Annotated in this window: 20 protein-coding genes; 16 read left to right on the plus strand and 4 right to left on the minus strand. The window is 43.8% G+C overall.

Annotated elements, in window-relative coordinates:
- Window positions 1-132: 132 nt before the first annotated feature.
- From ABIB39_RS06065 to ahcY, 4 genes are all read left to right on the plus strand, one after another.
- Window positions 133-984: a peptidoglycan DD-metalloendopeptidase family protein gene (locus ABIB39_RS06065; protein ID WP_354428198.1), complete on the plus strand. Its 852-nt coding sequence runs from the start codon at window positions 133-135 to the stop codon at window positions 982-984.
- 104 nt (window positions 985-1,088) lie between these two features.
- Window positions 1,089-1,265, plus strand: a complete 177-nt coding sequence (locus ABIB39_RS06070; RefSeq protein ID WP_354428199.1) for a hypothetical protein — start codon at window positions 1,089-1,091, stop codon at window positions 1,263-1,265.
- 95 nt (window positions 1,266-1,360) lie between these two features.
- Window positions 1,361-1,651 carry a hypothetical protein gene (locus ABIB39_RS06075; protein WP_354428201.1) on the plus strand — a complete coding sequence of 97 codons (291 nt, stop codon included), beginning with the start codon at window positions 1,361-1,363 and terminating at the stop codon, window positions 1,649-1,651.
- A gap of 135 nt (window positions 1,652-1,786) precedes the next feature.
- Complete coding sequence (gene ahcY / locus ABIB39_RS06080) at window positions 1,787-3,103, plus strand: adenosylhomocysteinase (protein WP_354428203.1); 1,317 nt, start codon at window positions 1,787-1,789, stop codon at window positions 3,101-3,103.
- A gap of 276 nt (window positions 3,104-3,379) precedes the next feature.
- On the opposite strand, the gene ABIB39_RS06085 is transcribed toward ahcY, so the two are convergent.
- Both ABIB39_RS06085 and ABIB39_RS06090 read right to left on the minus strand, forming a co-directional pair.
- On the minus strand, window positions 3,380-3,784 hold the full coding sequence (locus ABIB39_RS06085; RefSeq protein WP_354428205.1) for a DUF5655 domain-containing protein: 405 nt from the start codon (window positions 3,782-3,784) through the stop codon (window positions 3,380-3,382).
- Window positions 3,784-6,516 (minus strand): PAS domain S-box protein, encoded by a 2,733-nt coding sequence (locus ABIB39_RS06090; RefSeq protein WP_354428207.1) that lies wholly within the window; start codon window positions 6,514-6,516, stop codon window positions 3,784-3,786. Before ABIB39_RS06090 ends, ABIB39_RS06085 begins: the two co-directional genes overlap by 1 nt.
- Window positions 6,517-6,695: 179 nt before the next feature.
- Here ABIB39_RS06090 and ABIB39_RS06095 point away from each other — a divergent pair, with 179 nt between their 5' ends.
- From ABIB39_RS06095 to ABIB39_RS06115, 5 genes are all read left to right on the plus strand, one after another.
- Entirely contained in the window at window positions 6,696-8,300 is a 1,605-nt protein-coding gene (locus ABIB39_RS06095; RefSeq protein ID WP_354428209.1) for an aminopeptidase P family protein, read from the plus strand.
- Window positions 8,301-8,421: 121 nt separating this feature from the next.
- A complete protein-coding gene (locus ABIB39_RS06100; RefSeq protein ID WP_354428211.1) occupies window positions 8,422-9,138 on the plus strand; it encodes a pyridoxine 5'-phosphate synthase in 717 nt (238 codons plus the stop codon).
- 130 nt (window positions 9,139-9,268) lie between these two features.
- Window positions 9,269-12,178, plus strand: coding sequence for an aminomethyl-transferring glycine dehydrogenase (gene gcvP / locus ABIB39_RS06105; RefSeq protein WP_354428213.1), 2,910 nt, complete (start codon window positions 9,269-9,271; stop codon window positions 12,176-12,178).
- Between the two features lie 83 nt (window positions 12,179-12,261).
- Window positions 12,262-12,687 carry a DUF4304 domain-containing protein gene (locus tag ABIB39_RS06110; RefSeq protein WP_354428215.1) on the plus strand — a complete coding sequence of 142 codons (426 nt, stop codon included), beginning with the start codon at window positions 12,262-12,264 and terminating at the stop codon, window positions 12,685-12,687.
- A 456-nt stretch (window positions 12,688-13,143) separates the two neighbouring features.
- On the plus strand, window positions 13,144-13,563 hold the full coding sequence (locus tag ABIB39_RS06115) for a response regulator (RefSeq protein WP_354428217.1): 420 nt from the start codon (window positions 13,144-13,146) through the stop codon (window positions 13,561-13,563).
- Here ABIB39_RS06115 and ABIB39_RS06120 read toward each other — a convergent pair.
- Entirely contained in the window at window positions 13,560-14,330 is a 771-nt protein-coding gene (locus tag ABIB39_RS06120) for an MBL fold metallo-hydrolase (RefSeq protein ID WP_354428219.1), read from the minus strand. The genes ABIB39_RS06115 and ABIB39_RS06120 overlap by 4 nt on opposite strands.
- 206 nt (window positions 14,331-14,536) lie before the next feature.
- On the opposite strand from ABIB39_RS06120, the gene ABIB39_RS06125 reads away from it, so the two are divergent.
- The 4 genes from ABIB39_RS06125 to ABIB39_RS06140 all read left to right on the plus strand — a co-directional run bounded on the left by ABIB39_RS06125 (window position 14,537) and on the right by ABIB39_RS06140 (window position 19,827).
- Window positions 14,537-14,911 carry a BlaI/MecI/CopY family transcriptional regulator gene (locus ABIB39_RS06125; protein WP_354428221.1) on the plus strand — a complete coding sequence of 125 codons (375 nt, stop codon included), beginning with the start codon at window positions 14,537-14,539 and terminating at the stop codon, window positions 14,909-14,911.
- A gap of 98 nt (window positions 14,912-15,009) precedes the next feature.
- Entirely contained in the window at window positions 15,010-17,073 is a 2,064-nt protein-coding gene (locus ABIB39_RS06130; RefSeq protein WP_354428222.1) for a M56 family metallopeptidase, read from the plus strand.
- 106 nt (window positions 17,074-17,179) lie between these two features.
- Complete coding sequence (recN, locus tag ABIB39_RS06135; RefSeq protein WP_354428224.1) at window positions 17,180-18,901, plus strand: DNA repair protein RecN; 1,722 nt, start codon at window positions 17,180-17,182, stop codon at window positions 18,899-18,901.
- Window positions 18,902-19,014: 113 nt separating this feature from the next.
- Entirely contained in the window at window positions 19,015-19,827 is an 813-nt protein-coding gene (locus ABIB39_RS06140; protein WP_354428225.1) for an enoyl-ACP reductase FabI, read from the plus strand.
- Between the two features lie 108 nt (window positions 19,828-19,935).
- Here ABIB39_RS06140 and ABIB39_RS06145 read toward each other — a convergent pair whose 3' ends face one another.
- Window positions 19,936-20,319 carry a hypothetical protein gene (locus ABIB39_RS06145; RefSeq protein WP_354428227.1) on the minus strand — a complete coding sequence of 128 codons (384 nt, stop codon included), beginning with the start codon at window positions 20,317-20,319 and terminating at the stop codon, window positions 19,936-19,938.
- A 134-nt stretch (window positions 20,320-20,453) separates the two neighbouring features.
- On the opposite strand from ABIB39_RS06145, the gene ABIB39_RS06150 reads away from it, so the two are divergent.
- The 3 genes from ABIB39_RS06150 to ABIB39_RS06160 all read left to right on the plus strand — a co-directional run bounded on the left by ABIB39_RS06150 (window position 20,454) and on the right by ABIB39_RS06160 (window position 22,686).
- A complete protein-coding gene (locus ABIB39_RS06150) occupies window positions 20,454-21,257 on the plus strand; it encodes a carboxypeptidase-like regulatory domain-containing protein (RefSeq protein WP_354428229.1) in 804 nt (267 codons plus the stop codon).
- Window positions 21,258-21,332: 75 nt separating this feature from the next.
- Window positions 21,333-21,554 (plus strand): hypothetical protein, encoded by a 222-nt coding sequence (locus ABIB39_RS06155; protein ID WP_354428231.1) that lies wholly within the window; start codon window positions 21,333-21,335, stop codon window positions 21,552-21,554.
- Window positions 21,555-21,579: 25 nt separating this feature from the next.
- Entirely contained in the window at window positions 21,580-22,686 is a 1,107-nt protein-coding gene (locus ABIB39_RS06160) for a carboxypeptidase-like regulatory domain-containing protein (RefSeq protein WP_354428233.1), read from the plus strand.
- Window positions 22,687-22,698 lie beyond the last annotated feature (12 nt).

The following is a 22,698-nucleotide window of genomic DNA, read 5'->3' on the forward strand; positions in this document are numbered from 1 at the left end:
ATTGACGTTTCCGTTATAATAGCAAGAGGGAGTAGGCGAGCAGGATGTTATGACGGAGATCGCTATATTGCATACTAAGTGTTTTAACCCTAATTAAAACTATAGAATGAACTTAAAATTAAAGATTTAGGTATGGGATTTATTACGAAAAAAAACGACGCCCAACCGCGTATTGTACAAGTAAAAGCCAAGCACTTTAATTCGTTAAAAGTAACTGTAGCCGCCGTACTAATTGTAGTTATGGTACTAATGACGGCAATCACGCGCTTAAACACACAATCGTTACAGCAAAGGCAGGAAAACAGCAGGCTGCAATCGCAGGTAGCTGCATTACAAGGGCAGATCGACAAAGAATCGGAAGACGCATTGCTGGTAAACGCCGAAAAAGAAGGCAACCGCAGCAAGGCTGTATCTTATATTCAAGATATTCAATCCAAATTAAAAACGATAAATAATTACATGAGCAAACGCGGTTTGCGTGGTTTGTCGTTCCGTAACCTTAACGTTGCCGAGAAACCAAAAAGCGACACTAAGTTATACTCGGATTTTAGCAACTACCTGGATAAGCTGGTAAACAACATCGCTTATATGCCTATGGGCTACCCAAGGCTAAGCTCGTTTACGTCGTTCTTTGGGGCGCGCGGTAACCCTTTTGATTTTGGCGGGCGCGAGTTTCACCCCGGGATAGATTTTGCCGGCCATCGCGGCGACCCGGTTAAATGTACCGCAAGCGGCAGGGTAGTATTTGCAGGCAAGGCGGGCGGTTATGGTAACTGCATCAAAATACGCCATGCTAATAATATCGAAACATGGTATGGCCACCTGTCAAAAATTAATGTGAAAGAAGGCCAGCGGGTAACCGCAGGCGACCTGATAGGTAAGGTAGGCTCCACAGGCCGCTCAACCGGGCCGCATCTGCATTACGAGATCCGCAAGGATGGGCACCCGGTTAACCCCAAACAGTATTTAAGCTTAAATATGTAAACAAAAAACCTATCTGTAATTATTGCAGATAGGTTTTTTGTTTTATCACTATTGAGGATACTGTAATTAGTTATATTAGCTGCGTAAATTAATACCCTCATAAAATGGAAGACAACTCAAAACAAGAAAAGCCTAAAGAAACAGGCAAGGTAATCGTAGTATCTGCAGAACTATTGGCTAAAAACAAAGGCGATCTTACCCCCAAGGAGCGTTGCGAAGCAGACCACGCCGGCCGTTGCGGTAGCTGCGACAACGACGGTTACTTTACCCCCTGCGCATAATGAGGATAGCTGTACTTTGTTTTTGGATAATACTAACCCGTGTTGGTTACTATTTTTTAATACAAGGTAGCCACAGCGGGTTATACTACATTCAAATGAGTAACCTAAAGGACATTTGCCAATACCTTGGCATTGCGGGTTGTTTATTTTTGCTGTACAAACGGCAGCTATCGGCGCCAATAAGGTATTTGATAGTTTTAGCGGTGGCTTATTGTATCTCCTTTGCCTGTGTAATGCTTTACCCTTTCTTAGATGGCGAGGCCCGCAGCAATAGCGACCAGTTTTTATTTGCGTTTAACATTTTTTGGGCTGTGGCATCAAGTGTGATGTTCCTGTTCATGATTTTTTATACCGAGCAATTCTCTACAAAGAATGTAAGCAGCTAAGCATATACCTGTTGCATTTATTAAAAGCTCATTTGCTACCACAACAGGTTGTGCAATTGCCCTGTAATGTTATTGTATCCAATTTCTTTTGGATATTTATATTCACTACTTTTGCATTTCATAAAAACTAATATTATGTCGACAGTAGAAACTGCATACGTTAAGTATAAAGTGAAAGATTTTTCACTGGCCGAGTGGGGCCGTAAGGAGATTGAATTGGCCGAGGCAGAAATGCCGGGTTTAATGGCTTTACGTAAAGAGTACGGCCCGGCCAAAATATTAAAAGGCGCACGTATTGCAGGCTGTTTACACATGACCATCCAGACTGCCGTTTTAATTGAAACTTTGATAGAACTGGGTGCCGAAGTTACCTGGTCGTCATGTAATATATTTTCTACACAAGACCACGCCGCTGCTGCAATCGCTGCCGCTGGTACTTCTGTTTACGCCTGGAAAGGTATGAACGAGCATGAGTTTGACTGGTGTATAGAGCAAACATTATTCTTTGGTGAAGACCGCAAACCGTTAAACATGATATTGGATGATGGCGGCGACTTAACCAATATGGTTTTAGACCGTTTCCCTGAGCTTATCGGCGAGATTAAAGGTTTATCTGAAGAAACTACTACAGGTGTACACCGCTTATACGAGCGTATGAAAGCCGGTACATTGCCAATGCCTGCCATCAACGTAAACGACTCTGTTACCAAATCAAAATTTGATAACAAATACGGTTGCCGCGAATCATTGGTAGATGCCATCCGCCGTGCTACTGACGTGATGATGGCCGGTAAGGTTGCTGTTGTTTGTGGTTATGGTGATGTTGGTAAAGGTTCTGCAGATAGCTTGCGTAACTCTGGCGTACGTGTAATCGTTACCGAAATAGATCCTATCTGTGCTCTACAGGCAGCTATGGAAGGTTTCGAAGTGAAAAAATTAGGCACTGCTATTAAAGAAGCTGATATTGTTGTTACTGCAACAGGTAACAAAAACATCGTTCGCGAAGAGCATTTCCGCGCGTTAAAAGACAAAGCTATCGTTTGTAACATCGGTCACTTTGATAACGAGATTGACATGGCTTGGTTAAACGGAGCTTATGGCAACAGCAAAATCGAAATTAAACCACAGGTTGATAAATATACTATAGACGGTAAAGATGTTATTGTATTAGCAGAAGGCCGCTTGGTAAACTTAGGTTGTGCTACAGGCCACCCAAGCTTTGTAATGAGTAACTCTTTCACCAACCAAACTTTGGCCCAAATAGAACTTTGGACTAACGGCGCGGCTTACAAAAACGAAGTTTACACCCTGCCTAAATATCTTGACGAAAAAGTTGCCCGTTTACACTTAGAAAAAATTGGTGTTGAATTGGAAGTTTTAGACCAGGACCAGGCGGAGTACATCGGCGTGACTGTTGAAGGTCCGTTTAAACCGGAATACTACCGTTATTAAGAAGAAATAGGTGCTAAATGTTCACGTTCACGGCCGTGAACGCCGGTTAAGTTTTGCAAATAGCTTATAATCAGTTGTTTCAAAATTTCGTGAACTGACAAAATAGCGCCACCAATACATATTAAAAAAGGGATATGGCCTAAGGCTATGTCCCTTTTTTGGTTATATCCTCTTTGTCATGCGGAGCGATAGCGAGCATCTAATAGCCTACATGTATTTCAAAGATGCAAAGTTCCAGGATAGATCCTTCGCTATCGCTCAGGATGACAAACTTGATTACAACATCTCATACGATCCCCTTATCCACGCAAATAACTGCGGGCGCAAATCATTTACATTGCTTAGGCGGATGTGGTTTTGGAAGCGCTTTGATGTGGCTGCTATGCTTTTGATGATGGGTGGTTCGTCTATTTTAGTGGCCGAGTAAAATTTCAACTCCAGCTGCTTTTGCATGGGGCGGATCACGAAGAAGGTTTGCCTGTGTACAAAGGTAATGCAGTTTGGGGTAACGCCTACCAATACGTTGGGCCAGTCGGCAACCTCGGCAAGGAGTTTATCAAACGTAAGTACAAGCTCGTCAGATTTTCCTTTAAAAAGGTCATCAAGATTTATGCGGGCGCAGTGGTGCCACTGGCTTTCCCTGGTTAATTCACGGTCGCATTTTGGGCAGGTGTAGGGCATTAAAAAACTATGGTAAACTTCGTGCCAATATTTGGCTCGCTCTCTACGCTGATCTTCCCGCCGAAGGTTTCTATCTGGGTTTTGGTCATGAACAGGCCAATGCCCTTGCTATCGTGCCCGGCGTGGAAAACGCTGTTCAGTTTAAACATATCGTTGCCGTGCTTAATTAAATCTATCCCTAAGCCGTTATCCTCAAAAGTTAGGGTAACGTGGCCGTTTACCAATGCCGAGGTGATGTTAATAACAGGCGGCACATCCGGCTTGCTGTATTTAAGCGAGTTGCTCACCATATTGTAAAAAATACTCTCGAGGTACATTTTAGGGAACTGCATGCTGGTTACCCCAAAATCTGTAGTGATTCGCGCTTTCTTCTCCATCATCTGGCCTTTAAGCATGGCATCGGTAACCTTTACCATTTCGTTTAGGTCGCAGGTATCGTAAGCGATGTTTTTGCTGTTACGCACTTCTAATACGCGCATCAACTCATTCAGGGTTTCATTCAAGGATTCGCTGCTTTGGTTCAGCATCTGCAAAAACTCATCCTTCTCCTCATCGTCCGCACTATCGCCAATCATGTTTAATATCATGCGGATGCTACCTGCCGGGCCGCGCAGGTTATGCGCCACAATCCGGTTAAAATCTTCATATTGGCTAATGCGGTTCTCGAGATCCAGCGCGCGTTTGTATTCGTCAATATCATAGCAGGACCCAAACCATTTTAATATCGTACCATCCGCGGCAAGCATGGGTTGCGCCATAGATTTATGCCATTTATAAACGCCATCCTCCGCCCTGCGGAAACGGACTTCGGATTTATAAGGCTCGCCGGTGGCTAACGAATGATGCCAGTCTGCATAATCTTTAGGTGCATCATCAGGATGTATCACCGGCTCCCAACCGTAAAGCAAGGTGTCCTCCAGGCTAAGCCCGGTATAATCAAACCAATGCTTGTTATAGTAATCCATGGTGCCATCAGGGCTCGATGTCCAAATGATCTGTGGTATGGAATCCGCCAGGAACTTAAACTCCTGGATCTTTTCGATGGTTTTATCCTGCTCCTGAACAAGTTCTATCTGTTTTATCAGTGCAAGGTTAAGCGCCTCTTGTGTTTCTATCGATTTTTTGAGGGCAAGCTCGGCATTCTTATAATCATTTATATCCTGGAAAGTACCGTATAGCCTAACACAAACACCCTTTTTAAATTCGGCGTTGCCCAGGGCACGTACCCAAACTTCTTTGCCATCTGTATTAATTATCTGCAGTTCCTCGTTCCATGAGGTGCCATCGGCAATAGTTTTATTTAAAGCGGCGGTTATCCGGTCGCGGCTGTAGCCTTCCTTATAAAAGTTAATGCCGGTTTCTAATTGGGGTTCATAGTATGCAGACACGCCGTGAATCTCTTTGGTAACAGATGTCCAGTAAACCTTTTGCTGTAAAATATCAACCTCCCAGCCACCTACGCGGGCAACCTGGTTGGTTTGCTCCAGCATTTCTTTGGTACGCTCAAGGTCTTTTTCAAGGCGATAGCGTTCGGTAATATCAATGGCATTGCCAATAATATAGGTTCCCTCGCGCGGGGATATTTGCAGTGTATTATTATATAACCAAACCTTCAGGCTGCCATCTTTGTGCTTTGTAAGCATCTGGCCCGACGATTTGCCCGTTGTGGTTATTTCTTTTAAATAAGCGTTTAAAAATCCGTGCCTGTCTTTAGGTACAATATCAAAAAGGCTCAATTCAACTATTTCATCTGCCATATAACCCAATATACCTGCGCCCGCTGCATTCACCGACAGGAATTTACCGTTCACATCATGCGTACACATTAGCCCTTGCGAATTTTCGAAAAACACACGTAGTTTTTCTTCGCTTTCCGCAAGAAACTTATCTTTTAGTACAATGGCAGTTACATCGCGCCCGATGCCAAAAATATGACTCGTTAAAGCTTCGGGGGTAGATGTCCATTCAATGGTTTTATAATCGCCATCGATGGTTTTCATGCGCTGCAAAAAGTTGGTGGTTTCCTTCCCGCTCATCATGCCCTTAAGCTGAGCTTCGGTTTTTGTTAGGTCATCTGGGTGGATAAACTCGAATGAAGACGTGGTAAGCATATGCCGCTCGCTCCATCCCAAAATTTTGGTAAAGGCCGGGTTAACGCGCTTAAAAAAGCCATCCATACCACCCACAAAGATCAGGTCGTTTGAGTTTTGAAAAAGCTTCTCAAAGTTCTTCAGGTCCTGCTTTTTACGGCGCTCAACTATCAGGGATATAACCTCTTCAGATAATAGCTGCAGCGCGCGCTTTTGGTTTTCGTTTAGCGTGCGTGGTTTACGGTCTATAACGCAAAGCGTGCCCAGGGCGTAACCGTCGGGGTCTATCAGCGGGTAGCCCGCATAAAAGCGGATCTCGGGGCCGCCGGTTACCAGGCTGTTGTGTTGAAACCTGATATCGCGAGTGGCATCGCTCACTTCTAAAAACTGGGCATCGGTAATGGTGTAGCGGCAAAAGGAAACATCGCGCGGGGTTTCTTTTACCGGCAAACCCACGGCCGATTTAAACCACTGGCGGTGCTCGTCCAATAACGAAACCAACGAAATAGGTACCTCGCAAATTATAGAGGCCAGCTCGGTAAGGCGGTCAAACTCGTGTTCGCTTAACGTGTCTAATATATCATAGTCGTCCAGCGCCTTTAAGCGTTCAATTTCGTTGGCTGGTTTAGGGGAGTTGCTCACGTTGCTGCTGCTGTTGTTAAGGTATACGAATATATCGAATCAATAGTTTCCAATATCCATTGGGGAGATTAATTAATAGTTAAACGCCGCTTGCTTTACGTTATTATAGATTATCATTAGGCTATCGGCATAGTTTGATTTTATTTGTAACTTGATCCCGTTTTTAACACCTTATTACAATGAAACTGATCAATAAAAAAACTATCGTAGCGGCAGTATTGTGCCTGGGCGCGGTAACGGCATTTTCGCAGGAAAGCCAAAACATCCCTAAAGATTACCTGACCAAAGAGTTCCATGCCGGCAGGCGCGAGGCTTTGCGCAAAATGATGCCCGCAAATTCGGTAACGGTGATATTTTCCTACCCCGAGCAGGTTTTCTCTAACGATGTAAATTATGTTTTTCATCAAAATCCCGACATGTATTATTTCTCGGGCTATAAAGAGCCGGATGCCGCGTTACTGGTTTTTAAAGATCTGCAGGGCGCGGGTGATACCAGCTATAACGAAGTGCTTTTTGTGCGCAAGCGCGATGCGCAACGCGAGCAGTGGACAGGCCGCCGTTTAGGTGTTGAGGGTGGTAAAACCCAGTTAGGCTTTAAATGCGTTTACAATAGCGGCGAGTTCGCTAAATTCCCTATAGACTTTAAAAAATTTAAAACCGTTATTTATGATGACCTTAATGAAGATGCCGGCGGCGATCTTAAGGAACTGATCAGCACCTTCAAAACCAAAGCGGGTGTAGTTGCTGTTGGTAAAGGCTTAAAGGCCGATCTGGATATTATTACCAAATATGCCCGCCCTGCAAACCTGCCGCAAATAGTGGCCTACATAAAACCACGCGCTAATGACGAAGCGCATAAGAATAGCGCCATCATCCAGGAGTTGTTAGCCAAGCCGGACTCTGCGACATTAGCCGGCGTTAAGGCGAAAATAGCGGCGACATATGGTGATGCCGGCTTATTTGGTGAATACACAACTGCTTTACGAGGTGTTAAACAGCCCCAAGAATTAGCGCTGCTAAGCAAATCTGTACAGCTGTCATCTATTGCACATGCCGAAGTGATGCGTGCCGTAAAACCGAGCATGAGCGAGCGCGAACTGGAAGGCATTTTGCTATACGTGCACAAAAAATATGGTGCCGAAGATGAAGGTTACCCGCCAATTGTTGGTGTAGGCGCAAATGCCTGCATTTTGCATTACGAAGAGAATAACGAAACAATGCTAAACAACCAGTTGGTACTGCTTGATGTAGGTTCGGAATACCACGGCTACTCGGCAGATGTTACCCGTACCATTCCGCCAAGCGGCAAATTCAGCGAGGAGCAAAAAGCCATTTATCAGATAGTTTACGACGCGCAGGAAGAGGTGTTTAAAATGTGTAAAACAGGTGTGCCATATTCTTCGCTTGAAGCCAAAACAGGGGAGGTATTAGCGGCCGGACTTATCAAACTGGGTATCATAAAAGATGCCAAAGAACTGCGTACCTATTACCCGCATGGTGTATCTCACCATTTGGGGCTCGATGTACACGATAAAGGATCGTATGACGGTAACCTGGTAGAAAACATGGTGATTACCGTTGAGCCCGGCATCTATATACCTGCCGGCAGCAAGTGCGATAAAAAATGGTGGAACATCGGTGTACGTATCGAGGATGATGTAGTTATTGGAAAGGACAAAGGCACCATATTGTCATTAGATGCCCCAAGAAAATGGGACGAAGTGGAGAAAATGGCTGCCGAAAAAAGTATCTTTGACGGTGCGAAATTCCCGCCGCTTAAATAGGATTACTTATTATATTAGCAAGCCCCGGTGCAAACCGGGGCTTGCTTGTTTATGGGCCAATCATAAATATGTTTTTATTGTTACTTATGGAATAGTGATATTTGCACAAACACTGCATACTATGGCCCGCTTATCTGTCAACATCAATAAAATTGCTACGCTGCGTAACGCACGCGGCGGCGATAACCCGAATTTGGTACAGGTTGCTAAAGATTGCGAACGCTTTGGGGCGCAGGGCATCACCGTACACCCCAGGCCCGATGAAAGGCATATCCGCTACCAGGATGTGTTCGACCTGAAGAAAATAGTGACCACCGAGTTTAATATTGAAGGGAATTGCCAGGAGCAAAAATTTATTGACCTGGTACTGGCCGCCAAGCCCGAGCAGGTAACCCTGGTGCCCGATGTTTTGGGGCAGATAACATCTAACCATGGTTGGGATACTATTAAAAATCAGGATTATCTAAAGGATATCATTAAGGTGTTTAAAAATGCCGGCATCCGCGTATCCATATTTGTAGACCCGGTTACTGAAATGGTAGAAGCTGCCGCCACAACGGGTACAGACAGGATAGAACTTTACACCGAAGCCTACGCCCATCAATACCCGGTAAATAAAGAAGAAGCCGTTGCGCCGTATATAAAAGCTGCCGAAGTCGCTCATAAACTTGGCCTCGGCATAAACGCCGGCCACGACCTTGATCTGCAAAACCTGCAATACTTTGCGCAAAACATCCCTGCGCTTGACGAAGTAAGTATAGGCCACGCCTTGATAAGCGACGCTTTATACTATGGGTTAGAAAATACTGTGCAAATGTACCTGCGCCAGTTAGTTTAACAGGAGGTGTTTTACGTACAAAGATCTATAGGATAGTAGCTTGTAAAACCAGTGTCACTATCGTATTACCCAATTGTTATTCAACCGCTAATTTGTACCTTTGCGGTAAATTTAAGGGATACCCATTTCAATGAAGCTGAACATAGATTACCAGGAAAAATTCCAGCAAAGGCACATAGCGCCCAACCAGGCCGATACTGATAAAATGCTAAAAACTATCGGTGTAAATACGCTTGACGAACTGATAGACGAAACTGTGCCGGCTAAGATCCGGTTGAAAGCCCCGCTTAACCTGCCGCCTGCCAAAAGCGAGTTCGATTATCTGAACACGCTTAAGCAAACAGCTTCAAAAAACAAGGTGTTTAAATCGTACATCGGTCAGGGTTACTATGATGTGATCGTACCAGGTGTAATTCAGCGGAATATTTTGGAAAATCCGGGATGGTACACCCAATATACCCCGTACCAAGCGGAGATTGCGCAGGGCCGTTTACAGGCTTTGTTAAACTTCCAGACCATGGTTATTGACCTTACCGGGATGGAAATCGCGAACGCATCGTTATTAGATGAAGGTACCGCCGCTGCCGAGGCCATGTTTATGCAATACAGCTTGCGTAAGAATACCGCTGCAAACGTTTTCTTTGTAAGCGAAGAAGTATTCCCGCAAACCATCGATATTTTAAAGACCCGCAGCGAGCCTTACGGCATAAAACTGCAGATAGGCAACCATGCCACTACTCAGCTAACCGACGATATGTTTGGGGCTATGGTACAATACCCTGCAGGTAACGGCGCGGTGTATAACTACACTGATTTCGCTAACGCGCTACACGCCAAAAACATTAAACTAACGGTTGTTGCCGATATTATGAGCCTGGTATTGCTTACCCCTCCGGGTGAGTGGGGTGCAGATATAGTTGTTGGCAGCACGCAACGCTTTGGTGTACCAATGGGTTTTGGTGGCCCGCATGCCGCGTTTTTCGCCACTAAAGAAGAATATAAACGCTCTATTCCGGGCCGTATCATAGGTGTAACTATTGATAGCGCGGGTAACTACGCTTTGCGTATGGCTTTGCAAACCCGCGAGCAGCACATCCGCAGGGATAAAGCAACCTCAAATATTTGTACCGCGCAGGCGCTGCTGGCTATTATGGCCGGTATGTATGCCGTGTACCATGGCCCGCAAGGCTTAAAACTGATTGCCCAACGCATCCACGGCTTAGCGGTGTTGCTGGCTAACTCGCTAACCGAACTTGGTTACGAGCAATTGAACGATACATATTTTGATACTATTAAAGTTGAGCTTGGCGCATTAGCCGGCCCGGTTAAATCCGAGGCGTTAAACAATGAGCTTAACCTTAACTATAAAGGTACGGTAGCTACTATTTCTATCGATGAAACTACATCGCCGGAGGATATCAAAACCATTGTACGTTTCTTTGCTAAGGTTAAAGGCAAAAACTTTGCATACTCAAACTACGAAACACTTAAGAAAAACGTTGAGGGTGTTATCCCTGCCGAATTGCAACGTACTTCTGCTTATTTAACCCACGGTTTGTTTAACTCGCACCACTCAGAGCATGAGATGCTGCGTTACATTAAAGCGCTGGAGGCGAAAGATCTTTCGCTTTGCCACTCGATGATAGCCTTAGGTTCATGTACCATGAAGCTGAACGCTACTACCGAGATGGTGCCCGTTACCTGGGCCGAGTTCAGTAAAATGCATCCCTTTGCACCAACCGACCAGGTTGGCGGCTACATGCAATTATTTGACGAACTGAATAAATGGCTAAGCGAAATTACAGGCTTTGCAGCCATGAGCTTACAGCCAAACGCAGGCGCGCAAGGCGAGTATGCTGGCTTAATGGTTATCCGCGCTTATCATAACGATAGGGGCGACAGCCACCGTAACATCGCATTGATCCCATCATCGGCACATGGTACCAACCCTGCATCAGCCGCTATGGCCGGGATGAAAATTGTTGTGGTGAAATGTGACGATAACGGTAACATCGATGTTGCCGATATGAAAGCCAAAGCCGAGCAATATAAGAATGAACTTTCCTGCTTAATGGTAACATACCCATCAACTCACGGTGTGTTCGAGGAAAGCATCATCGAGATCTGCGAGATAATTCACCAAAATGGCGGCCAGGTTTATATGGATGGCGCAAACATGAACGCGCAGGTAGGCTTAACAAGCCCGGCTAATATTGGTGCCGATGTTTGTCACCTTAATTTGCATAAAACTTTCTGCATCCCACACGGTGGCGGTGGCCCCGGCATGGGCCCAATTGGTGTAGCTAAGCATTTAGTGCCTTACTTGCCAGGCCACGCGGTTGTTGATATCGATAACGGCAAAGCCATCCACGCGGTATCTGCCGCGCCTTGGGGTTCTGCATCTATCTTGATTATATCGCATGCATATATCGCCATGATGGGCAGCGACGGTTTAACTAATGCTACCCGTTACGCTATCCTCAATGCCAACTATATTAAAACGCGCTTAAAAGATCATTACAGCGTGTTGTACACCGGCACAAAAGGCCGTTGCGCGCACGAGATGATCCTGGATTGCCGCTCGTTTAAAACTTTTGGCGTAGAAGTGGTTGATATCGCGAAACGTTTAATGGATTACGGTTTCCACGCGCCAACAGTATCGTTCCCGGTTGCGGGTACGGTAATGATAGAGCCAACAGAATCTGAACCTAAACACGAGCTTGACCGTTTCTGCGATGCCATGATCTCTATTCGTGGTGAGATTGAGGATGTACAGAAAGGTGTATCTGATAAATTAGATAACCCCTTGAAGAACGCGCCACACACCGCCGCTGTAATTACTGGCAACGAGTGGGAGCACCCTTATACCCGCCAAAAAGCAGCATACCCACTACCTTACGTATCGCAGTTCAAATTCTGGCCATCTGTTGGTCGTGTAAATGATACTTACGGTGACAGGACATTGATCTGCTCTTGCCCGCCGTTAAGCGATTACGAGTTTGAAGAAACTGAAGTAACCACGCCCGAATACGGAACGTGATTATAGATGTGCAGATGCGGGAACGTACAGATGTGCAGATAAATAACTAAATTGAGGCTCCTTTATTAAAGGGGCCTTTTTTTATGAAAGTAGCAATGACCGGAACAGACAAAAGACTTTTGATGGATGAAGCAATCAAAAGTCTTTTTATTCCTTTTTTACGAACTGTGGGTTTTAAAGGTTCTTACCCTCACTTTACTCGTATTAAAAATGACCGCATTAATCTACTTACATTTCAATTCAGTTCGTATTCATCAAAATTTGTAGTGGAGATTGCGAACTGCCCAACTACCGGCTCCATTGTAACGGGAAAAGAAATTGAGCCTTCAAAATGTAGGGTTCATTATGAAGGTAGACGTTTGAGAATAGGCAGTATTAAAAATAAAACTGACTATTGGTTTGATTTTAGTAAAGAATCATTTTTTATAAATATTTACAAAAGGCGCGCAAAGGAGATCATTTCTCTATGGCCTGAAGCTGAAGAATGGTGGTTGGATAATCCGGCATAATAAATACGGTGGTATTTTCTGCCCTTGTTGGTGTTGTCACCAACAAGCCGCCAGTGCATTAACGCATGGATAATTTGCAGTCCTAAATGTTGTTGTGACAACACCAACAACGGCGAAAGTTAGTTTTCATTCCTGTAATTACTGTCATTCCAAGCCGCAGTATTTACTTTGTATTTGTCCCCGTTTTGGATGTTGTTGGGTGAGGGTGTCAACAACAGAGAATTAGTAGCTTTGTTATTAAGAAGACATTGTCGTATATTTAATAACTGTAACCTCAGATGCCGGTTTTTCGTAAACTACTTTATATTTATTGGATACTATTGGGTGTTAGATAAAGTTGCCTGGTAATCGATAATTGTATTTTTAACAGTTGTGCCCCAAAATTTTACAGAAAAAATAGCGTTACAACTTTAAGGAATATAACCTTTTTATTTGCATTTTCGTATAAGAGAACATATGAGCCCTAATAACGACAAAACAGTAAGTGTTTTATTGGTTGATGACGACGAAATAAACAACTTTATCTCTATAAAATTGATAAAGAAGGCTTTGACCAACACGGATATTATGGCCTGCCTTAACGGTAAATTCGCGATCGATACCCTGGCTGACATTCAATACAAAGACCCTGCAAAACTGCCGGATTATATCCTGCTGGATATTAATATGCCGATTATGAACGGCTGGGAATTTTTGGACGAGTACAAGCGCTTAAACCTCGATCCATTGGGTAAAAGCAAGATCTATATTATTTCTTCTTCGGTATTTAGCAACGATATTAACAAAGCACGCTCATACCCTTTGGTTAAAGATTTTATTTCTAAACCGCTTAACGTGGAAAAAATAAAGGAACTTTTCGGCGTATCGTCTAATTAAACCGGAATAATCGCAAAAGTTTCATCATCGTATTCAACCTTGCCGATGGCGGTTGCGCGCGCATGGTAAAACAGGCATATATCGCCATCTGCCGCTGCTTTTTTGCCATACGCTATTCTCAGTTCTGCCGAGCGTTGCCCATCGTAGTCATACTTAGCTACAAATTTTCTGATCAGTTGCTCAGGCTCGGGTAGCTCATCGCCACCAAAAAATACTTTCTGGCCTTCAATATCAATCCAAAAAACCTGGTGAAACTTGCTGTGCCCACCGGATAGCTCATATTTAATGCCTGGCTTATATTCACCATTGCCCTCTACAAAATCTATTTTGACAGTATTTTGCAAAGCCTGGAAGATCTCTACATGATAGGAGCTGGATTTCCCCGTCAATCCGAATTCAAACTCATCTTTTTGGATCACGTGTGTAGCCTGCGGGAAACTTGGTTCAAACTTACCGCTGCGTTCTACCACCAACCCACCCGAATGGTCATAATGCAGGTGCGACATCAATACTAACGTAACATCCTCCGGGTCGAACCCCGCGTTGCGGATATGTTGGTGAAGCAGTAGTTCGTCGCGGGTATCTTTATAACCAAGGCCGGCATCAAGCAAGATAAGATCGTCGGCAGTTTTGATCAGGAAAGGGTTTACGTGAATAAAAAGTGAACCCGGACGGTCGCGTTTGCTATCGGTTTCAGGATTAAAAGGAATGAATTTCTTAGTAGCATCAACCGAATACGAGCCCTCGCCCAAAGCAAAAATTTCCATATAGAATGTGTTTGTGCAAATATAAACTACAGAATTTAAGCAGGCGAATATGGGCGGCTTAAGTACGTTTTTGTGACTAAATTGTAACGTTTTAAATCCCGCAACGTCTGTTAATTAAACAAAAAATAAAAAATATTTAAATAAAATTTTGATATACGAAAACTATCGTACATATTTGTACGAAGAAATTCGTATAACTTTATAACATGGATCTGAAACCGACCGAAAGCGAGCTGGAAATATTACAAGTGATTTGGAAAACGGGGCAATGCAGCGTTCGTGATGTGCACGAGGAACTGGCCAAGAATAAAGATGCAGGTTACACCACAACCCTTAAACTAATGCAGATAATGCACGAGAAAGGTTTGGTAGAGCGCGATACAACCGCAAAAACGCATTTGTATAAAGCCCTCATCAGCCGCGAACAGGCACAGCAAGGCGCGCTGGATAAAATATTGTCCACCGTGTTTAAAGGTTCCACATCGGATCTGGTGATACAGGCCCTGGGCCAGCACCGCGCTTCAAAAGATGAGATAGATGCGATAAAGAACTTTTTAGATCAGTTTGAGAAGAGAGATTAGTGGCCCGATAGCTATCGGGAAGAAATTAGAGATTAGGATTGACATAGCTCGATAATTTAGGTTTTGAGTTTAGGATTTAGCTTTTATCATTTAAGACAATGGAAAATATACTGTACAACATCAGCCAGGTTTTGGGGATCACTATCATCCATTCGTTATGGCAGGGGCTGCTTATCTATTTCCTGTTAAGGGTGGTTTTGCTGTTAGTTACCGGGCTTTCATCCTCAAAAAAATATTTGTTTGCGGTTAGTAGCCTGTTGGCCATTACCGGATGGTTTGCCTATACGCTTGTCACCGAGATACAACTTTACGACTGGCTGGCTAAACCAACCGATCTTAAAAATATGCCGCTGCTTGCAGGCTTTCCGCAAAACATACAGCAGTTTGGTAACCAAACCGTGCGCTACTATTACAATATCGAAAAATACCTGCCGTACGTAACCGCTGTATATATATCAGGGCTGTTATTGAACCTGGCAAGGGTAGTGCTTGCGCATCGTAAAATACAAACCATTAAACGTACCATGAGCCTTGGCGTGCAATTGCAGCAGCAAATTAGCGCCTTCGCTAAAAAACTGGATATCAGCAAAACGGTAAAAGTTGGCTTTAGCCAAATGGTTGATGTGCCTTGTATAGTAGGGTACTTCAAGCCGGTTATCCTGCTGCCGTTTACCTTGTCTACCTACCTTGGGTCCGAAGAAATTGAAGCCATATTAATGCACGAGCTGGCTCATATTAAACGTAACGATTACCTTATTAACCTGCTGCAGCAAGTTGTAACCACGTTGTTATTCTTTAATCCGTGCGTGTTACTTATCAATAAAATAATAGGCGAAGAACGCGAGAACAGCTGCGACGATGTGGTTGTAGATGCTACGCAAAACCCTGTTATTTATGCCAAAGCTTTGTTCAAGTTAGAGCAGAGCCGCCAAAACGGGTTACAGTTAGCGCTGGCTGTAACCGGTAAAAAGTACCATTTATTAAACCGAATCGAAAGAATCATGAAAACAAAAAAACAAATGCCAAGCGTGAGGCCAACATTAGTGGCCATGCTTATACTAACCTTAAGTGTTTGCGGCTTAGCGCTGCTTAACCCCGAAATTGCACAAGGTAAAATATCAGTAAAAAAGATAACTCCCGAAACAATAAAAGCTATCATAGCAGATACCATCCCTGCAAAAAAAGCGGTTAGATTTCAGGCGAGGGCTGCTAAAGCCACCACCCATAAGGCAAAGGCCGAAGCCAGGTTTAGTGCCAAAGTAAGAGCCGAAGACAATGTGACGATTAACTTTGGCCATATTTACAACAACGGCATGAAAGACCCCGAGTTGGACCGCCTGAGCAAAGAAGTATCAAAACATGGCGACGCTATAGGCAAGTACTATGATAGTCCGGCATTTAAAGCCCAAAGCGATCAAATGGATAGGTTGGGTAAGGATGTTGACGCTTTTTATAATAGTGCTAAAGTGAAACAGGCTACCGCCGCGCAAGGAAAGGCCGCCGCCGAGTTTGAGAAGCAATGGGGCAGCCGTAGCGGCAAGATAGACGAGTTAAGTAAGCAAATGGAGGCTTCTGGCAATGTGATGAGCAAGTATTACGAGTCGAAAGATTTTAAGGATATGAACGCTAAGATCGCGAAGAAATATGGCGTGCCGATGGATGGTGTTTTTAGCCGGGATGATAGCAAAAATGACGAAAATTACCGCCAGTACCAGGCCGAGTTAAAAAAGAATATCCCTGCGGATGTATTGCAGCAGCAGGATAAAATGAAGGAACTGGGCAAGCAAATGCGCACGTACACCAACAACCCCGATGTTAAAAAATCGCAGGATGAGATGCGTGCAGCTGGTGATGAAATGCGTAAAGCTTACAACAATCCCGATATTAAGGCTAAACAAGAAGAGATGCGTAAAGTAGGCCAGCAAATGCGCCGTTTTGCTGCCAGCCCCGATATTGAACGAGAGAAAAAATTATTACACGAAGCATCAGAAAAATTAAGGGCTTATACCCAATCGCCGGAGTTCAAAAAGAAGGCAGCTGAGTACAGGAAAACGCACCCCGAGAATGTTTACAACTGGAACAACAGCGAGGATGTAGAAAAACCCGAAGCGCCCGAGAAACCTGAAGCCCCCGAAAAACCGGAAACACCTGAAAAAAATTAAGTTATAGTGCATAGTGTCCCGAGCTATCGGGATAACTCAATCAATCACTCACAATTCCTATTAAAATTAGTAATTTAGTATCCTCAAAAAAGGGGATACTTTTTTTATGCTTCAAAGGCTAACCATACAAAATTACGCACTGATAGATAACCTCGAGATCAATTTTGATGAGGGGTTAAACATCCTTACAGGAGAAACCGGCGCGGGTAAATCGATAATTTTAGGTGCGCTATCGCTGATATTGGGGCAACGTGCCGAGAGCCGTTACTTTTTTAATCAGCAAAAAAAATGTGTGATAGAAGGCGCTTTTAAAATTGCCGGCTTCCACCTCAATACATTTTTTGAAGATAACGACCTTGATTACGAGGGCGAAACCGTTTTGCGCCGCGAGATCTCGGCAGACGGTAAATCGCGGGCTTTTGTGAACGATACCCCGGTTAACCTTACCACCCTAAAACAACTTGGCGAAAGGCTGATAGATATCCACTCGCAGCACGCCACTTACGAAATAAATAACCCCGAGTTTCAGCTGCTGGTGGTTGATGGCGTATGCCGCCACGATGAGCTGCTTACGGGCTATCAAACCAAATATCGCGCGTATAAAAAATCGCTGAAACAATTGGATGACCTGATAGCCCAAAACGATAAAGCAAAGGCGGACTTGGATTACTACCAGTTTCAATTTGATGAACTGGACAAAGCCGCCATTGCCGCCGATGAGCAGGAAGGGCTGGAGAAAGAACTGGCAACCCTAAGCAATGCTGAAGAGATAAAACGCAACCTGCTGGGTGCCCATCATCTGATGCACGAGGGCGAAACGTCTGCCATTATACAGCTGCGCGAGGCGGGTCAGCAACTAAGTACTATTGAACAATATAACCCGGAAGTAGAAGACCTGCACGAACGCTTGAAAAGTTCCCTGATAGAACTAAAGGATATTGCCGCCGAGCTTGAAAATATAGAACAGCGCACATTTACCAACGAGGCCCGCGCCGAGGAAGTAAACACGCGACTAAGCATGTTGTATAACCTGCAAAAAAAGCATCGGGTTAACACCAATGCCGAGCTACTGTCAATCCAGGACGACCTGTCGGATAAGATCCAGCAGGCTGTATTTGGCGACGAAGCGATAGAGAAACTGCAAAAACAGATTGCTGCCGATAAACTGGAACTGAAGGGCATAGCTACCGAGCTATCCGCCAACCGTAAAAAGGCTATCCCGGTTATACAGGACAAGGTACTGGCTAACCTAACCGAAATGGGGATGCCGAACTCGGTGTTACAGATAGAGCAAACTGTCGGTAAGGCAGAAAGTCAGGAAGTCGGAAAGATAGCTTCATCTGCGGACTTACGGACTTACGGACTTGCGGACCACCTCACCAAAAATGGCATCGATACCATCCGCTTTATGTTCTCAGCTAATAAAGGCCATGCTTTGGCCGATATGAGCAAGGTGGCATCAGGTGGTGAGTTGAGCAGGCTGATGCTGAGCATCAAATCCATCATTGCCGAGTACACCGCATTGCCAACCATTATTTTTGATGAGATAGATACCGGTGTAAGCGGCGAGGTTGCTAACAAGGTAGGCCAGGTGATGGAACGCCTGTCGCAAAATTTGCAGGTGATTACCATAACCCACCTGCCGCAAATTGCCGGCAAGGGCAAAAGCCATTACTTTGTTTACAAGGACGATTCGGAATCTGTAACCAAAACCCGCATCAAAAAACTCAACGATACCGAACGCGTTTTAGAGATAGCCAAAATGCTAAGCGGCGATAACCCCGGCGAAAGCGCGTTGCAAAACGCGAGGGAATTGTTGGCAGGATAGGAGTTGGCAGTTTTTAGTGGCAGTTGGCATGCCGGTAAATATTAACTGCGAACCGCCCACTGTAAACTGCAAACTAATTTTATAACTTTGCCCCACTCATAAAACTAAAAACAATGGCTTACAATTTATTAAAAGGTAAAAAAGGGATTATTTTTGGTGCGCTTAACGAGCAATCTATCGCCTGGAAAGTGGCGCAACGCTGCCACGAAGAGGGTGCCGAAATAGTTTTAACAAACTCTCCGCTGGCCTTGCGCATGGGCGAGTTGAACAAACTTGCAGAGGAGTGTAATGCCCCTGTTATCCCGGCGGATGTTACCAGTAACGAGGATGTTACCAACCTGATCACCAAAAGCATGGAGCATTTTGGCGGCGGTGTAGATTTTGTGCTGCACTCGATTGGGATGAGCGTTAACGTTCGTAAGAACATCCACTATACCGAAAACAACTACGATTTTACCCACAAAGGGTTAGATATATCTGCACTAAGCTTTCACCGTGTATTGCAAACAGCCATGAAGCTTGATGCTATCAACGAGTGGGGTTCTGTTGTGGCGCTTACTTACATAGCAGCACAACGCGTATTCCCTGATTACAACGACATGGCCGATAACAAGGCTTACCTGGAAAGCATAGCGCGTAACTTTGGTTACCAGTACGGTGTTAAAAAACACGTGCGGATCAACACGGTATCACAATCGCCAACCCGCACTACTGCAGGGAGCGGTGTAAAAGGTTTTGACGGTTTTGTAAATTATGCCGAAAAAATGAGCCCGCTTGGTAACGCCGATGCAAACCAATGTGCTGATTACTGCGTGAGCTTATTTAGCGACCTAACCAAAATGGTTACCATGCAGAACCTGTTCCACGATGGTGGTTTCTCTTTCACCGGTGTAACTGCTGCTGTGATAGAGCAAATGGAGAAATAATTTTAGTACTTTGATGCTGGTCTTCGAGCGGATCAGACTAACATAGCTTTATAAACAGAAATGGCCTTCGAATTATTCGAAGGCCATTTTTTGTTTCTTGAGGGTAACTTAATCTACCAACACAATTTTTAAGTTAAGCGTGCCCGGCTTTGTAATAGTACCGGTACCGTCGCTACTTTGCGCGTAGATGAACACGTGGCCGCCTGTGTAAGTAGGCCTAAAGGTAATGCCTTCAAAAACATTTGGTAACAATTCGTATTCACCATTGCCAAGGTCGTTATAAACTAATACGGCCCCATGAGCATCAAAGTAGCTGTCGATTTCGGGCATCGCAACGTCGGCAGTATAGCTGTTGCCACCATCGGTAGTAACCCAGTTATTGGCTTTTGTAAAAACAGTTTGTGCACCCGGCGCTACAACAGTTTCTTTTTTACATGATGCAGCCGTAAGTGTAATAACAGCCACGCATAGGATAGATAATAATTTTTTCATATGAGATTTTTGTTTTTTGATCATAAAATCAATTATGAACTTTATCATAACGCTTTTACAACACGATTATATATCTCAGAACAAAAATATAGCCAAAGGTTTAACCAACTAATAAATTAGTTTTATATTTATCTGTGAAAATTTTTGTACTGGCATTTTTACTTTTACCGTTTAGCTGTTTAGGCCAAGTAAGCATAACCGGTAAATTGATCAGCACTGCTGATAAAAACCCGGTGGTAGATGCCAGTGTGTTTTTAAGTAATGCAACAGTTGGCAATAAATCTGCAGCCGATGGCTTGTTTGCTTTGCGTGGCGTAAAGCCCGGGCAGTATGAGTTGGTGGTAACCGTAATTGGATTTGAAACTTATCGACAAACGGTATTGGCCGCAGGCGAGAACATTAAACTGCCCGATATTAAGCTTGTCCCCAAAACAACCGTTTTAAAAGAAGTTAATATACGGCCCGATGCCGATTGGGACCGCAAATATGCCATTTTTAAAACCGAGTTTTTAGGCTCATCGGCCATGGCTGCCAAGTGCAAAATACTTAACCCGGAAGTGTTGAGCCTCGAGTATGATAAAACCACGCGTAAACTTACCGGCTCGACATACGACTTTTTGGAGGTGGAGAACAAGGAGCTGGGTTACCGCGTAAAATATTTACTTAATAAATTTTTGAAAGACTCTAAAATTAATATGGTTTATTATGATGGGTCGGCTTTGTTTGAGGAGGTGAAAGGTTCGGCAAAGGATAAAAAACGATGGATAAAGAACAGGCGCCTTGTTTATGAGGGTTCATCCATGCAGTTTTTACGGGGATTGGTGGCAAACGATATAGATGGGTTTGGCTTTAAAGTATTAAGGCTGATCAGGAAAGCCAACCCTGCTTATAACGGGCTTAATGATAAGTATCTTCAAACTTTGGTAAATGTGCCCTAAGCCGTAACCGATTTTACTTCCCTTACCGATCAAAAAGGCCTTTACGCTTTAAAATATACCGATTGCCTTTACGTAATGAATACCAAAAAGCGGGATAACGACCAAGGTAGCAACACCTATCAATCGTTATCAATGCCCAATTATTTAACATCTATCATTTATTTTGCAGAGCCTTACGCACTTTTTGACAGCAATGGCATCATCATAAACCCCGCGGCCATAAATTTTGAATGCAACTGGGCTAAAAGCCGCTTTGCAGAAATGTTGCCGGTTGATTATACGCCCGAAGAAAAGTAGTTGTATATTAGGGATACATAAAATCATGAAACACTTTTTACTTTTCCTGTTTTTGTTTCCTGTTGCATGTTTTGCCCAGTTAAGAATAAAAGGGCGCGTGGTAAGTGAAGTTGACGGCAAGCCCATAGCAGACGCAAGCGTATTTTTAAATAATTCTACTATTGGTACAAAGGCAAATACTGATGGTGCTTTTACGCTATATAGATTAAATCCCGGGCAATATGAATTGATCGTCAGTGTAATTGGTTACGAAACCCAACGCCGGGAAATTATAATTAATAACAACCTGATAGTGGCTGATATTAAGATGCGGCCAAAAACCACGACTTTGAACGAAGTGATTATAGGTGGCAAAGACCCAAAACGTGACCGAAAATTACGAATGTTTAAAGAACAGTTTTTGGGCAGGGCTCTTTTTTGGCGTGATTGCAAAATACTTAATCCTCAAATTTTGAAACTGACTTTTAGTAAGCATGATCAGGTGCTCACTGCAACTACCGATGATTTTTTAGGAATAGAGAATGATGCATTGGGTTATAAATTAAAATACCTGCTCAACACTTTCGTATTAGATAAACAGGCCTTTAATATGAAATATGAGGGCTTTGCATTATTTGAAGAAATGGATGGTTCTGCGGCTCAAAATGAAAGTTGGACGAAAAATCGTCATCTCGTGTATTATGGTTCTCCCACACATTTTTTGCGTGCTGTATTATCCAACACGGTTGATTCTGATTTTGTTGTGCGGCCTTTTTGTATTAAATATATTGATGAAAATATCATTCCATATCGTATTGAGAGATATGATACATTGAGAAGTGCAAATTATGTCCATCGAACAGATAAAAGGGGGATATACGCTATCAACTATCCTTCCGATATTGATGTTTTTTATTTCCCGCCGGGTAATAAGCATTTCCGTGATTTAATTTTCGAATACGGTAACCGTGGCCAGGTAGGAAGTATTGATTTTATCGATAAAAGTTTATTTTTTGATATTAATGGAACTATCCTAAACCCTACAGGTGCGTTTTTTAGGTATAAATGGGGGACTAACCGCATAGCCGAAATACTGCCGATAGATTACTGGCCCCCAACGAGGGAACCTAAAGGTAAAAAACTGAATTATTAAATTCTTTTGAGA

It is taken from the genome of Mucilaginibacter sp. UYP27, assembly GCF_040547175.1.
GTDB lineage: Bacteria > Bacteroidota > Bacteroidia > Sphingobacteriales > Sphingobacteriaceae > Mucilaginibacter.